At 70.9% G+C, this 13760-nt stretch carries 14 protein-coding genes and 3 tRNA genes; 9 read left to right on the top strand and 8 right to left on the bottom strand.

Going from position 1 to position 13760, the window contains the following annotated elements; genetic code table 11:
- Window positions 1-9: 9 nt before the first annotated feature.
- The 3 genes from purF to ASC82_RS28855 all read right to left on the bottom strand — a co-directional run bounded on the left by purF (window position 10) and on the right by ASC82_RS28855 (window position 3623).
- The gene (gene purF / locus ASC82_RS28865) at window positions 10-1536 is read right to left on the bottom strand and encodes an amidophosphoribosyltransferase (RefSeq protein WP_056654096.1); all 1527 of its coding nucleotides are present in this window, start codon (window positions 1534-1536) and stop codon (window positions 10-12) included.
- A 366-nt stretch (window positions 1537-1902) separates the two neighbouring features.
- Window positions 1903-2718 (bottom strand): META domain-containing protein, encoded by an 816-nt coding sequence (locus ASC82_RS28860; protein ID WP_056654092.1) that lies wholly within the window; start codon window positions 2716-2718, stop codon window positions 1903-1905.
- A 116-nt stretch (window positions 2719-2834) separates the two neighbouring features.
- Window positions 2835-3623 (bottom strand): maleylpyruvate isomerase family mycothiol-dependent enzyme, encoded by a 789-nt coding sequence (locus ASC82_RS28855; RefSeq protein ID WP_056654088.1) that lies wholly within the window; start codon window positions 3621-3623, stop codon window positions 2835-2837.
- A gap of 80 nt (window positions 3624-3703) precedes the next feature.
- Between ASC82_RS28855 and ASC82_RS28850 the strand changes: the two genes are divergently transcribed.
- A complete protein-coding gene (locus ASC82_RS28850; protein ID WP_056654086.1) occupies window positions 3704-4111 on the top strand; it encodes a nuclear transport factor 2 family protein in 408 nt (135 codons plus the stop codon).
- On the opposite strand, the gene ASC82_RS28845 is transcribed toward ASC82_RS28850, so the two are convergent.
- The 5 genes from ASC82_RS28845 to purS all read right to left on the bottom strand — a co-directional run bounded on the left by ASC82_RS28845 (window position 4096) and on the right by purS (window position 8726).
- A complete protein-coding gene (locus tag ASC82_RS28845; protein ID WP_056654082.1) occupies window positions 4096-4920 on the bottom strand; it encodes a M23 family metallopeptidase in 825 nt (274 codons plus the stop codon). The two genes, ASC82_RS28850 and ASC82_RS28845, sit on opposite strands and share 16 nt — an antisense overlap.
- 21 nt (window positions 4921-4941) lie before the next feature.
- Window positions 4942-5448, bottom strand: coding sequence for a winged helix-turn-helix domain-containing protein (locus ASC82_RS28840; protein WP_056654079.1), 507 nt, complete (start codon window positions 5446-5448; stop codon window positions 4942-4944).
- A gap of 106 nt (window positions 5449-5554) precedes the next feature.
- Window positions 5555-7804, bottom strand: coding sequence for a phosphoribosylformylglycinamidine synthase subunit PurL (gene purL, locus ASC82_RS28835; RefSeq protein WP_056654075.1), 2250 nt, complete (start codon window positions 7802-7804; stop codon window positions 5555-5557).
- Window positions 7804-8484, bottom strand: coding sequence for a phosphoribosylformylglycinamidine synthase subunit PurQ (purQ, locus tag ASC82_RS28830; RefSeq protein WP_056654072.1), 681 nt, complete (start codon window positions 8482-8484; stop codon window positions 7804-7806). The genes purL and purQ overlap by 1 nt, the downstream gene beginning before the upstream one ends.
- Window positions 8481-8726: a phosphoribosylformylglycinamidine synthase subunit PurS gene (gene purS / locus ASC82_RS28825; RefSeq protein ID WP_015035032.1), complete on the bottom strand. Its 246-nt coding sequence runs from the start codon at window positions 8724-8726 to the stop codon at window positions 8481-8483. The genes purQ and purS overlap by 4 nt, the downstream gene beginning before the upstream one ends.
- A gap of 378 nt (window positions 8727-9104) precedes the next feature.
- On the opposite strand from purS, the gene ASC82_RS28820 reads away from it, so the two are divergent.
- From ASC82_RS28820 to ASC82_RS28785, 8 genes are all read left to right on the top strand, one after another.
- Window positions 9105-9452, top strand: a complete 348-nt coding sequence (locus ASC82_RS28820; protein WP_079039536.1) for an Lsr2 family protein — start codon at window positions 9105-9107, stop codon at window positions 9450-9452.
- 99 nt (window positions 9453-9551) lie between these two features.
- Window positions 9552-9623: transfer RNA gene (locus tag ASC82_RS28815), tRNA-Gly, on the top strand.
- Between the two features lie 79 nt (window positions 9624-9702).
- Window positions 9703-9775, top strand: a tRNA-Gly gene (locus tag ASC82_RS28810).
- A gap of 139 nt (window positions 9776-9914) precedes the next feature.
- Window positions 9915-10856 carry an ABC transporter ATP-binding protein gene (locus tag ASC82_RS28805; RefSeq protein ID WP_056654069.1) on the top strand — a complete coding sequence of 314 codons (942 nt, stop codon included), beginning with the start codon at window positions 9915-9917 and terminating at the stop codon, window positions 10854-10856.
- On the top strand, window positions 10853-11617 hold the full coding sequence (locus ASC82_RS28800; RefSeq protein ID WP_056654067.1) for an ABC transporter permease: 765 nt from the start codon (window positions 10853-10855) through the stop codon (window positions 11615-11617). The genes ASC82_RS28805 and ASC82_RS28800 overlap by 4 nt, the downstream gene beginning before the upstream one ends.
- A gap of 28 nt (window positions 11618-11645) precedes the next feature.
- Window positions 11646-13013, top strand: a complete 1368-nt coding sequence (locus tag ASC82_RS28795) for a histidine kinase (RefSeq protein ID WP_056654064.1) — start codon at window positions 11646-11648, stop codon at window positions 13011-13013.
- The gene (locus tag ASC82_RS28790; protein WP_056654061.1) at window positions 13010-13624 is read left to right on the top strand and encodes a response regulator transcription factor; all 615 of its coding nucleotides are present in this window, start codon (window positions 13010-13012) and stop codon (window positions 13622-13624) included. The genes ASC82_RS28795 and ASC82_RS28790 overlap by 4 nt, the downstream gene beginning before the upstream one ends.
- Window positions 13625-13646: 22 nt before the next feature.
- Window positions 13647-13722, top strand: a tRNA-Gly gene (locus tag ASC82_RS28785).
- Window positions 13723-13760: the final 38 nt, after the last annotated feature.

Below are 13760 nucleotides of genomic sequence, written 5' to 3'. Positions count from 1 at the left end.
AGCGGGGTCTTACGGGCGACGCAGGGCGTCGGCGGCCGCGGTGGCGGCCGGGCCGGCGGCCAGCTCGGTCTCCAGGAGCTGCTTGCCGAGGAGCTCGGGGTCCGGAAGCTCCATCGGGTACTCGCCGTCGAAGCAGGCACGGCAGAGGTTCGGCTTCTGGATCGTGGTCGCCTCGATCATCCCCTCCAGGGAGATGTACGAGAGCGAGTCCGCACCGAGCGACTTGCCGATCTCCTCGATCGACATGCCGTTGGCGATCAGCTCCGCACGGGTGGCGAAGTCGATGCCGAAGAAGCAGGGCCACTTCACCGGCGGCGAGGAGATCCGGATGTGGATCTCGGCCGCGCCGGCCTCGCGGAGCATCCGGACGAGTGCGCGCTGGGTGTTGCCGCGGACGATCGAGTCGTCGACGACCACCAGGCGCTTGCCCTTGATGACTTCCTTGAGCGGGTTCAGCTTCAGCCGGATGCCCAGCTGGCGGATGGTCTGGGAGGGCTGGATGAAGGTGCGCCCGACGTAGGCGTTCTTCACCAGGCCGGCACCGAAGGGGATGCCCGAGGCCTCGGCGTAGCCGATGGCGGCCGGGGTGCCGGACTCCGGAGTCGCTATCACCAGGTCGGCCTCGACCGGCGCCTCCTTCGCTAGACGGCGGCCCATCTCCACGCGGGAGAGGTAGACGTTCCGTCCGGCGATGTCGGTGTCGGGGCGGGCCAGGTACACGTACTCGAAGACACAGCCCTTGGGCTTCGCTTCCGCGAATCGCGAGGTGCGCAGGCCGTTCTCGTCGATCGCGATCATCTCGCCCGGCTCGACCTCGCGGACGTAGCTGGCGCCGCAGATGTCGAGGGCGGCGGACTCGGATGCGACCACCCAGCCGCGCTCGAGACGGCCGAGGACCAGCGGGCGGATGCCCTGCGGGTCACGGGCCGCGTAGAGCGTGTGCTCGTCCATGAAGACGAGGGAGAAGGCGCCCCGGACGTCGGGGAGGACCTTCGCGGCGGCCTGCTCGATGGTGAGCGGCGTGCCGTCCTCGTCGACCTGGGCGGCGAGGAGCGCCGTGAGCAGGTCGGTGTCGTTGGTGGCGGCCACTCGGGTCGAGCGGCCTTCCTTCTTGGGCAGGTCGGCGACCATCTCGGCGAGCTGCGCCGTGTTCACCAGGTTGCCGTTGTGGCCGAGCGCGATCGAGCCGTGGGCTGTCGCCCTGAACGTCGGCTGCGCGTTCTCCCACACGGAGGCCCCGGTGGTCGAGTAGCGGGCGTGACCGACCGCGATATGACCTTGGAGGGAACCGAGAGAGGTCTCGTCGAAGACCTGGGACACGAGGCCCATGTCCTTGAAGACGAGGATCTGGGAGCCGTTGCTGACCGCGATACCCGCGGATTCCTGGCCCCGATGCTGGAGGGCGTAGAGCCCGAAGTACGTGAGCTTTGCGACCTCTTCACCCGGAGCCCAGACACCGAAGACGCCACAAGCGTCCTGGGGGCCTTTCTCTCCGGGGAGCAAGTCGTGATTGAGTCGACCGTCACCACGTGGCACGTTTCCGAGTGTAGACGGGCTCGCCCACTGGTCCGAATTGAAGAAAAGCGGCCCCTCCCCCACTCGTGCGATCGCACGAAATGATCATCTCCGGCTTGGAGAGGCCTACGAAGCAGGCGCCGGAAGGGATCCGGCCTCCGGCGCCCCGATGAGCAGACGCTCGTACCAGCCTTCGAGGGCTCCCGCGATGTGACGGAGTGCACCTCTTTTTGGGGCTCGGTTCACCTCCGGGGCGCTGGAGCCGGGCCCACAGGGCCGACCGTGCTCGCCTCCCTCGTTCCTCGGGAGGCGCCGCGCGCTCGTCCCTGTTCCCCCGGCGCGCCCCTTCGGCCCACTCGCCGGTCCCGTGGGTGACGGGCTGCTCCTCTACGGGGCCGCCGTGGCCGTGAGGCCCTCCCCTGAGGAGTCCGTGAGGGTCAGGGTGCGGTGGTCGAGGCGGTAGGTGAGCGGGCCGTCGAGGAGCTCGTACAGCTTCGTCTCCAGCTCCATCTCCGCGCTCGCGCACATCATGCGGGTGGTCGCCGCCGGGCCCTCGACGGTGAGGGTGGTGCCGTCGACCCGGACGGTGGCGGAGAAGTTGTTGCAGCCCAGGTTCCCGCTGACCCGACCGTCCTCGCCGATCACGAAGCGCGCCTTGCTCCCGCTGCCGGCGGGCAGCGAGGAGGCCGTCGTGCCGGAGAGGAGGGAGTCGACCTTCCAGGTGGTGCCGCGCAGCGGGGCGCCCGGCTCCGAGGACAGTTCGAGGCCGTTCCGGCCGTCGGCCGAGGCGAGGGTGAACCGCTCCCCCTTGATCGTGCCCTTGAGCGGGCCGGAGAAGGCCTTGATCAGGTCCTTCTCGAAGCGCTGCCGGTCGCCGGGACAGCCGATCTCGGTGATCTCGTTCTGCGTGACGGTGAGGGTGTCGCCGTTCACGGCGACGGTCGCGCCGAAGTGGTTGCAGCCGGTGTTCCCCTGGGCCCGGCCGTCCTCCTTGAACTCGACGCGCGCGCCGGCGGGGGCGGTGGACTTGCTGCCGTCGACCGTCACGGCCTTGATCGACCAGTGCGTCCCGCTGACGGGCAGGCCGGGATCGACGGTCCCGGCGCCGGCCGCACCGGGACCCTGTTCCGTACCGCAGGCGGTGGCGGTGGCGCTGAGCAGAAGGAGCGGGACCAGGACGGCGAGGACGCGTGGCTTCGGCATGGATGTGGGACGGAGCGGCGGGCCGTCCGGTTCCGCGGGGCCCCGGGTGCTGTACGGCGGACGGGTCCCCGGAGGGTTCTCCGGACGGGTCTCCGGACGGGTCTCCGGACGGGTCTCTAGGAAAGGACGGGGAGTACGCCGCTCAGGTCCGCGCGCTCGCCGCTCGCGCTGACGCGGGCCGCGTCCCGCTCTTCCGCCCACTCCGCGCGCCCGGTCGCGAGCCTGATCCAGGTCAGCGGGTCCGTCTCGACGACGTTCGGCGGGGTGCCCCGGGTGTGCCGGGGGCCCTCCACGCACTGCACGACCGCGTACGGCGGGATCCGCACCTCGACGGCGCCGCCGGGGGCCTTCGCGGCGAGGGCGTCGGCGAGCAGGCGGGTGCAGGCGGCGAGGGCCTGGCGGTCGTACGGGATGTGCAGGCCGGTCGCCGCGTTCAGGTCGTCGGTGTGGACGACGAGTTCGACGGTCCGCGTCACCAGGAAGTCGCCGAGCCGCATCGCGCCGAAGCGGGTCGGGACGAGCCGCTCGTCGGAGACGGCACCGATCCCCTCCTCGTACCGCGCTAGGGTCTCCGCGTACAGCGCCGGCAGGTCGGCCGTGTCGATCGCCCGGGTGTCCTCGTCGATGCTCCCGGCGGCCGTCGCCGTGGCCAGGGGCCAGTCGACCAGGACGAGCTCCCGCCCGGCCGGCTCGGGCTCCGTGAGCTTCCGGGCCAGGGAGCCGAGCACCATCGTGAAGTGCGCCGCCAGATCCCGTACCGTCCACGCCCCCAGCCGGGTCGGAGCGTCGAGCTGCTCCGGCGTGAGCCCCGCGACCGCCTCCCTTACGTGCCCGAACTGGGCGAGCACGGCGGCCCGGGTCTTGGCGGAGTCGTAACTGCGGGCGCGCTTCTTGGCCGGTGGCATGGGGGCGAGGGTAGCCGGAGACTGGGAGAGGGAGGGCTACCCGCACAGACCTCAACGCGTACGAGAGGGGTCGAGCAGCCATGGCTGAGCACCCTGACATCGCCCTGGTCCTCAAGGGTTTCGAGGCGTGGACCAAAGGAGACATGGAGACCGTCGGCAGCCTGATGACGGCGGACTGCACGCACCACTCGCCCGGCCACAGCCAGATATCCGGGCACTTCAAGGGCCGCGACAACATCCTCGACATGTACCGGAAGATGTTCGAGCTCACCGGTGGAGAGATGCGGGTGGAGATGGACAGCGTGTCCGTCGACGGCCGGGGCCACGCGGTGGCGGCGAACACGTTCTACGCCACGCGCGGTGACCGGGGCATCGAGATGAAGGGCGCGCTGATCTTCACGATCATGGGCGGCAAGATCACCGACATCGACGAGTGCGTCGCGGACATCGACCAGTCCGACGCCTTCTGGGGTCAGGCCGCCGCGTAGCCCGGCGCCGTGAAGGTCTCGCCGTTCGCCGGTACGCCGACGCCGTGCCAGGTGAACGGGATGCCGCTGGCCGTGGCCAGGTCCGGGCCGTCCATGAGCTGGAAGTGGACGTGGGGCTCCGTGGAGTTGCCGGAGTTGCCGCACCGGGCGAGTTCCTGGCCGGCGACGACCCGGTCGCCGGTACGGACGGCGAGCGAGCCGCGCCGCAGGTGCGCGTACATCGCGTACGTCCCGTCGCCCAGGTCGAGGACGAGGTGGTTCCCGGTCACGCGGCGGGGGCCGGCGAGCGCCCGGACGGAGGACTCGATCAGCATCAGGTAGACCAGCGCGGGCAGCGAGTTGCGGCTGAGGTGGTCGCGCTGGCCGTCCTCGGCGTGGACCACGGTCGCGTCGGCCACGGCGAGCAGGGGCGCGTCGAAGGCCGGGAAGTGGCGGTTGCCGCGGACGAGGGGCCAGAGCCAGGCGAAGGCGGGGCGGGGGCGCTTCTCGTCCTCCTCGACGATGTCGATGGCGTACGTCTGGCCGTACTGGTGCGTGCCGTGGCTCGGCGTCCGGTCGGCCGGGCTGTTGAGCGCGGACCAGCGGCCGGCGACCGGCGGGGCCACCTCGACGGTCTCGCGCGGCCGCGCCGCGATCCGGCGGCGGGCGGTCACGGAGAGCGCGAGGCCGAGTCCGCCGGCGGCGATCGCCGGGAGCCAGCCCGCCCAGTACGGCCACGGCGGCTCGACGGCCACCGAGGCGAGGGCCTGCACGACGAACAGCAGCCAGAGCGCGCGGTGGAGCAGTAACGCGGACGTGCGCGAAAACATGGACGTTCCCCCTGTCGGTTCCTACGGGCGGGCCGCGGTGAGCATCACGAGGAGCGGGACGACCCGGGCCGCGGGCACCTCGTAGCGGCCGCGGCCGGTGGTGTGGAGCCAGCCGGCGCCGGTCAACTGCCGGAGGTGGTGGTAGATCTGGCCGGTCGTGCCGATCTCCGCGAGCTCCGCCAGTCCGGCGGCGGTACGGCGGCCGCCGAGGATCTCCCGCAGCAGCCGGAGCCGTACGGGATGGCCGAGCGCCGCGAAGGAGTCCGCGGTCTCGGCCCACTCCTCGTCGAGCAGCCGCTCGGTGAGCGCGCCGAACTGCCACTCGTACCGCTCGTCGGTGGGCAGCCGGACCGTACCCGTGAACAGCACACCGCCGTCCTCGCCCCGCGCACCCGCTCCCGCGAGGTCCGCCTTGAGCCCTTCCAGCGCCCAGAACGTGGCGTCGGCGGCCTCGGGGACGGGGCGCTCGGCGCCCTCAAGGGCGGCCATGCGCCGTTCGAGTTCGGCGACCCGCTCTTCCAGCTCCATGACGCGGAGATTACGTAATTACGTAATCTCGTGCAAGCGGGAAGCGGTCGGAAAACGGGAAAGCCCCCACCCGGAAGGGGCGGGGGCTCTCTCGGAGCAGGTCGGATCAGGCCAGCAGGGCCGGGATCGTCGCCTCGTGGGCCGTACGCAGCTCCTCCAGGGAGAGCGCGAACTCGCCCTGGACGTCCACGGCGTCACCGTCGACGACACCGATCCGGGTCGCCGGCAGACCCCGCGCACCGCACATGTCGGTGAAGCGGAGCTCCTCGCTGCGCGGGACGGCGACGACCGCACGGCCCGCCGACTCGCTGAGGAGGAAGGTGAAGGCGTCCAGGCCCTCCGGGACGACCAGGCGCGCGCCGTTCCCGCCGCGCAGGCAGGACTCGACGACCGCCTGCACGAGACCGCCGTCGGACAGGTCGTGCGCCGCGTCGATCATGCCGTCGCGCGAGGCCGAGATCAGGATCTCGCCGAGCAGCTTCTCCCGGTCCAGGTCCACGGCCGGCGGCAGACCGCCGAGGTGCTGGTGGACGACCTCGGACCAAGCCGAGCCGCCGAACTCCTCACGCGTGTCGCCGAGCAGGTAGAGGAGCTGGCCCTCTTCCGCGAAGGCGATCGGCGTACGGCGGTTGACGTCGTCGATCACACCGAGCACGGCCACGACCGGCGTCGGGTGGATCGCCGTCTCGCCCGTCTGGTTGTAGAGCGAGACGTTGCCACCGGTGACCGGGGTGCCGAGCTGGAGGCAGCCGTCCGCGAGACCACGGGTGGCCTCGGCGAACTGCCACATCACGGCCGGGTCCTCGGGCGAACCGAAGTTCAGGCAGTCCGAGATGGCGAGCGGCTTGGCACCGGACGCGGCGACGTTGCGGTACGCCTCCGCGAGCGCGAGCTGCGCACCCGTGTACGGGTCGAGCTTCGCGTACCGGCCGTTGCCGTCGGTCGCCATGGCCACGCCGAGGTTGGTCTCCTCGTCGATGCGGACCATGCCGGCGTCCTCGGGCTGCGCCAGGACCGTGTTGCCCTGCACGAACCGGTCGTACTGGTCCGTGATCCAGGACTTCGAGGCCTGGTTCGGGGAGGAGACGAGCTTCAGGACCTGGTCCTTCAGCTCCTCGCCGGTCTGCGGCCGGGGCAGCTTGTTCGCGTCGTCGGCCTGGAGCGCGTCCTGCCACTCCGGGCGGGCGTACGGCCGGTGGTACGTCGGGCCCTCGTGGGCGACGGACCGCGGCGGCACGTCGACGATCTGCTCGCCGTGCCAGAAGATCTCCAGGCGCTCGCCGTCCGTCACCTCACCGATGACGACCGCGATGACGTCCCACTTCTCGCAGATCTCCAGGAAGCGGTCGACGTGCTGCGGCTCGACGATCGCGCACATGCGCTCCTGCGACTCGCTCATGAGGATTTCCTCGGGCGAGAGCGTGGCGTCGCGCAGGTGGACCTTCTCGAGGTCGACGTGCATGCCGCCGGAGCCCGCGGAGGCCAGCTCGGACGTGGCGCAGGAGAGCCCGGCGCCGCCGAGGTCCTGGATGCCCGCGACCAGCTTCTCCTTGAAGATCTCCAGGGTGCACTCGATGAGGAGCTTCTCCTGGAAGGGGTCGCCGACCTGGACGGCGGGGCGCTTGGTGGGCTTCGTGTCGTCGAAGGTCTCGGACGCGAGGACCGAGACGCCGCCGATGCCGTCGCCACCCGTGCGGGCGCCGTAGAGGATCACCTTGTTGCCGGGGCCGGAGGCCTTGGCGAGGTGGATGTCCTCGTGCTTCATCACGCCGATGCAGCCGGCGTTGACCAGCGGGTTGCCCTGGTAGCAGGAGTCGAAGACGACCTCGCCGCCGATGTTCGGCAGGCCCAGGCAGTTGCCGTAGCCGCCGATGCCGGCGACGACACCGGGCAGCACGCGCTTGGTGTCGGGGTGGTCGGCGGCGCCGAAGCGCAGCGGGTCGACGACCGCGACCGGGCGGGCACCCATGGCGAGGATGTCGCGGACGATGCCGCCGACGCCGGTGGCCGCGCCCTGGTAGGGCTCGATGTACGAGGGGTGGTTGTGCGACTCCACCTTGAAGGTGACCGCGTACCCCTGGCCCACGTCGACGACGCCGGCGTTCTCGCCGATGCCGACGAGCATGGCGTCGTTCTCCGGGACCTTCTCGCCGAACTGCTTCAGGTGGACCTTGCTGCTCTTGTAGGAGCAGTGCTCGGACCACATGACGGAGTACATGGCGAGCTCGGCGCCGGTGGGACGGCGGCCCAGGATCTCGCGGATGCGCGCGTACTCGTCCTCCTTGAGGCCGAGCTCCTTCCAGGGCTGCTCGCTGTCCGGCGTCTCGCTCGCGTGCTTGACGGTGTCGAGGCTCATCAGGCGTTGACCAGCTTCTTGAGGATCGAGGTGAAGAAACCGAGGCCGTCCGTCTTGCCCGTGCCGACCAGCGGCTCGACGGCGTGCTCCGGGTGCGGCATGAGGCCGACCACGTTGCCCGCGGCGTTGGTGATGCCCGCGATGTCGCGCAGCGAGCCGTTGGGGTTCATGTCCAGGTAGCGGAAGGCCACCCGCCCCTCGGCCTCCAGCTCGTCGAGCGTGCGCTCGTCGGCGACGTACCGGCCGTCCATGTTCTTGAGCGGGACCTCGATCTCCTGGCCCCGCTCGTAGTCGGACGTCCAGGCGGTCTCCGCGTTCTCCACCCGCAGCTTCTGGTCGCGGCAGATGAAGTGGAGGTGGTTGTTGCGCAGCATCGCGCCCGGCAGCAGATGGGCCTCGGTGAGGATCTGGAAGCCGTTGCAGATGCCGAGGACCGGCATGCCGGCCTTCGCCTGCTCGATGATGCTCTCCATCACCGGCGAGAAGCGGGAGATGGCTCCGGCCCGCAGGTAGTCGCCGTAGGAGAAACCGCCGGCGAGGACCACGGCGTCGACCTGCTTGAGGTCCTTGTCGCGGTGCCAGAGCGAGACGGGCTCGGCGCCCGCGAGGCGGGCGGCGCGCAGCGCGTCCTGGTCGTCGAGCGTTCCGGGGAACGTGACGACGCCGATGCGTGCGGTCACGACTCGACCTTCACGACGAAGTCTTCGATCACGGTGTTTGCAAGGAAGGTTTCGGCCATCTCATGGATGCGGGCGAGGGCGGCGTCGTCGACCGGCCCCTCCACCTCCAGCTCGAAGCGCTTCCCCTGACGGACGTCGGCGATTCCGGCGAATCCCAGGCGGGGCAGTGCACGCTGCACCGCCTGCCCCTGAGGGTCCAGAATCTCCGGCTTGAGCATGACGTCGACTACGACGCGTGCCACTGGCACTCCCGGTGGTGTGTTGCGTGGGCGGTTCCCTCAGCGTACCTGCCTCCAAATTCTACGCGGGTAGAGATCTGAAGGATCCTCCAAAGAGATCCCCAAAGCGCCGTGAACGGACCACGAACGGAGCGCGAACCCCCGGCACCCCCCGCACGCACACTCGCGCGCAAAATTCCAGCGAAATATTGCGTCCCCCAATCCACCGGGACACGCTGAAACAATTGCCGGGGCTTCACAATGCGATGCCTACCGCTGTACAAAGGAATGCAGAGGAAAGCAGCATTGTCCCGGCACAGCCGAACGGTCGGCATCGTCGCACGTCAGAGACGTCACAAGCGTCCTTCCGACCCCGACGGCCGCAGGAAAGGACCGATATCCGTGGCTCAGCGTGTGGTGGTCACTCTCTCCGATGACATCGACGGCGGAGAAGCTGCTGAGACGGTCGCGTTCGGCCTCGACGGGAAGACGTACGAGATCGACCTGAATGCTGCCAATGCAAAGAAACTCCGCAAGACCCTCGCCCCCTACCTCGCCGCAGGCCGCAAGCAGCAGGCCGGCGCGAAGGGCGGCACGAGGGAACGGGCGGGCGTCGAGACGTACACCCGCACCTCGCTCGCACCCGACCCGGCGGCCGTCCGCGCCTGGGCCCAGTCCAACAAGATGGACGTGCCCGCGAGGGGCCGCATCCCGAAGAAGGTCTACGAGGCCTTCCACGCCGCGAGCTGAGCCGACGCGCGGAGCGGATTTGCATTCCACCCCCCATGATCCGCTAGAGTCTGGAACACGCCGAGGGGCGAGGCCGCAGGGCCGAACCTCACGCAGCGTGCGGGTGTAGTTCAGTAGCAGAACATCCCCCTTCCAGGGGGAAGGCGCAGTGTGCAATTCCTGTCACCCGCTCTGCATCGCATTACCAAGCACTCCGGTGCATCAGGTAGAGTGGTGCTCGCGCCGCCCGATGAAAGTCGGTCGGAGGCATGCGGACGTGGCTCAGTTGGTAGAGCATCACCTTGCCAAGGTGAGGGTCGCGAGTTCGAATCTCGTCGTCCGCTCAGGAAGTCGAAGGCCCCGGTTCTCTGAACCGGGGCCTTCGTCGTGTCCCCGTACGCCCTGCGCCGCCATGACATTTGTCAGAAGCCGCGATGACAGCGCGCACTGCCGGACGGGCCCGGCCGCCGGAAGGCTGGACCCATGACCAACGCGATCGAAGCGGAAGGCCTGCGCCGCGGCTACTCCGGCGGCTTCGAGGCCGTGCGCGGCATCTCCTTCACCGTCCCCCGCGGCGAGATCTTCGCCCTCCTCGGCACCAACGGCGCCGGCAAGACCTCCACCGTCGAACTCCTGGAGGGCCTCGCCGCCCCCAGCGCCGGAACCGCCCGCGTCCTCGGCCACGACCCGTACCGCGAACGGGCCGCCGTCCGCCCCCGCATCGGCGTGATGCTCCAGGAGGGCGGCTTCCCCAGCGATCTGACCGTGGCCGAAACCGTACGGATGTGGGCAGGCTGCACCAGCAACGCCCGGCCCGCCCGCGAAGCACTCGACGCCGTCGGCCTCGCATCCCGCGAGAAGGTCCGGATCAAGCAGCTCTCCGGCGGCGAACGGCGCCGGCTCGACCTCGCCCTCGCGCTCCTCGGCCGCCCCGAGGTCCTCTTCCTCGACGAACCCACCACCGGCCTCGACGCCGAAGGACGGCACGACACCTGGGAACTGGTGCGGGCGCTGCGCGACGAGGGGACGACCGTGCTCCTCACCACGCACTACCTGGAGGAGGCCGAGTCCCTGGCCGACCGGCTCGCGATCATGCACCAGGGGCGGATCGTGCTCTCCGGCACCCCGTCCGAGGTCACCGCCGCCCGGCCCGCCCGGATCCGCTTCACCCTCCCCGAGGGGATCGCGCCCGCCCGCCTGCCGCTCGGTCTGAAGGCCGCCGCCGAGGGCCCGCGCGTGGAGATCCGTACGCACGCGTTGCAGGACGCGCTCGGCGAACTCCTCGACTGGGCCCGCGAGGCGGGCGTACGGCTCCACGGGCTCGACGCCCGCTCGGCCACCCTCGAAGAGGCGTTCCTGGAGATCGCCTCCCGCACCGACGCCCTGGACGTGGACCGGGACGGGGACCTGGAGACCGCCCGATGAACGCGACCGCACGCCGGATGACCTCGCTCGGACGGGCCGAACTGACCCTCCTCGGGCGGAACAAGAACAATCTCTTCATCGCCCTCCTGATGCCGCTGCTGATGATCTTCGTGCTGCGGTCCTCTCTCGGGCAGATGGGTTCGGACGAGCTGCCCGGCGGCATGGCGGGAACCACCGTCATCGGCGGGACCGGGCTGGTCCTCGTCCTCGTCGTCTACATGGGCCTCGTCTCCGCCCTCGTGGCCCGCCGCGAGGAGCTCGTCCTCAAGCGGCTGCGCACGGGCGAGGCGACCGACCTGGAGATCCTCGGCGGCGCCGCACTCCCGTCCGCCGCCATCGCGCTCCTCCAGTGCGCCGTCCTCGCCGTCGGCGGCGTCCTCGTCCTCGACGTCCCCGCGCCCCGGCGGCCGGACCTGCTCGTGCTCGGCCTGCTCGCCGCGATCCTGCTGCTCGCCGGACTGGCGGCCGCGACCACCGCCATCACGCGGAACGTCGAGAGCGCGGGCCTCACCACCCTGCCGTTCTTCCTGATCTCGGCGATGGGCTCGGGGCTGATGGTCCCCCTCGACCTCCTTCCCGACCCGGCCGCGAACATCGCCCGGCTGCTGCCGTTCAGCGGAGTCATGGAGTTCGTCCGGGCCGGGTGGCTCGGCGCCGGCGACACCGAGGACCTGCTGACCGCCGCGCTCACCACGCTGGTCTGGGGCGCCCTCACCGTGTTTGCTGTCCGCACGTGGTTCCGCTGGGAACCCCGCAGGTGAATGAGGGACGGAACGGGGGGCCGGGCACGTGTCCAGGCTGACGGGGTGGTGGAGCGGGCGCGGCAGCGCGGCCAAGGTCGAGCTGTACACCCGGTGGAGCTTCCACTTCTTCCTGCTGATCGAGATCGCCGCCATCGGCCTGGTGCCGGTCGCGGACTCCCGGTACAACCCGCTCGCCAGCCCGCTCGGGCTCGCGCTGACGCTGCTGGTCCTCGCGCACTCCGTGCTGAACGCCGTGCTCTCCTCACGCGCCCTGGACTGGGCCCTGGACCGGCGTGACCGGCCGGTCAGGCTCGCGGCGTCGATGATCCTGCTGACCGCGAGCGGCTCGCTGACGGTGCTCGCGCTGCGGGCCACGGACGTGCTGGACGCCTCGGTCGCCGCCGCCGTCGTCACGGGCCTGGTCACCTTCGCCATGGGCGGGCTCGTGCTCTGCGCGCGCCGGCCCCGGCGCATGCTGTACGTCGTCCCCGCCGCGGGGCTCGCGACCTGCGTCGCGGTCGTGGCGATGGGCATCCACCCGGGCGAGGGCCTCGGCTACGCGGTCGGGATCACCCTGGGCGGTGGCGGCCTCGCCGCCGCCTGCGGCTTCTCCGCCTGGCTGATGAAGATCGTCTGGGAGCTGGAGCGCTCCCGGGACGTGCAGGCCCGGCTCGCCGTCGCCGAGGAACGGCTGCGGTTCGGCCGGGACCTGCACGACATCCTCGGCCGGAACCTGTCCGTGATCGCCCTCAAGAGCGAGCTCGCCGTCCAGCTCGCCCGGCGCGAACGGCCCGAGGCCGTCGACCAGATGATCGAGGTGCAGCGCATCGCCCGGGAGTCCCAGCGGGAGGTGCGGGACGTCGTGCGCGGCTACCGCGAGGCGGATCTGCGGGTGGAGCTGGAGGGCGCGCGGGGGGTCCTCGACGCGGCCGGGATCGACTGCGACGTCCGGTCCCCTGGGGTCCTGCTGCCCGACGAGGTGCAGGCGGCGCTCGGGTGGGTGGTCCGGGAGACCACGACGAACGTACTGAGGCACGGGGACGCGCGGCGCTGCGCGATCGCCGTCCGCGAGGAGGAGGGTGCCGTGCTGCTGACGGTGGAGAACGACGGGGCGGGGAGCCCTTCCGGGATCGGGGACGGGGCCGGGGGCAAGGTCGGGGAAGGGGCCGGTGCCGAGGTCGGTCGCGGGCCCGGTGGTGGGATCGGGGACGGGTCCGGTGCCGGGATCGGTCGGGGGCCCGGTGGTGGGATCGGGGGCGGGCCCGGTTCGGGGCTTGCCGGGCTTCGGGAGCGGCTCGCGGCCGTCGGCGGGAGCCTGGAGGCCGGGCCGGGCGACGGCGGCACGTTCCTGGTGACGGCCCGGGTCCCCGTGCCCCGTACATCCGGTATGTCCCGTACGGAGGCGGCCGGATGACCTCGCCCGTACGCCTCCTGCTCGCCGACGACGAGCATCTGATCCGCGGCGCGCTCGCCGCGCTGCTCGGTCTGGAGGACGACCTCGTCGTCGTCGCCGAGGCCGCGACCGGGCCCGAGGCGATCGCCATGGCCATCGCCCACCGCCCCGATGTCGCCGTGCTGGATCTGCAGATGCCAGGCGCGGACGGTGTGACGGTCGCCACGCTTCTGCGGGACGAACTGCCCGGCTGCCGCACCATGATCGTGACCGGTCACGGCCGTCCCGGGCACCTCAAGCGGGCCCTCTCCGCGGGCGTCCGCGGCTTCGTCCCGAAGACCGTCAGCGCCCAGCGGCTCGCCGAGATCATCCGTACCGTGCACGCCGGAAACCGTTACGTGGACCCGGAGTTGGCGTCCGACGCCATCGCCGCCGGGGACTCCCCGCTGACCGCGCGGGAGGCCGAAGTCCTCGAACTCTCCGCCGACGGGGCACCCGTCGCGGAGATCGCCCGGCGGGCCTCACTCTCCCCCGGAACCGTCCGGAACTACCTCTCCTCGGCCGCCGCGAAGCTCGGTGCCGAGAACCGTCACACGGCCGTGCGTCTCGCGCAGGCGAAAGGATGGGTATAGTTAGCTCCGCGCTACGGCGCATGCGGACGTGGCTCAGTTGGTAGAGCATCACCTTGCCAAGGTGAGGGTCGCGAGTTCGAATCTCGTCGTCCGCTCCATGAAGAAGCCCCCGGTCGAATCGACCGGGGGCTTTCTC

The sequence above is a fragment of the Streptomyces sp. Root431 genome, assembly GCF_001426585.1.
Lineage (GTDB): Bacteria > Actinomycetota > Actinomycetes > Streptomycetales > Streptomycetaceae > Streptomyces > Streptomyces stackebrandtii.
Note: the sequence above shows the minus strand (reverse complement) of the source record. Positions and strands in the feature narration are given on the sequence as shown.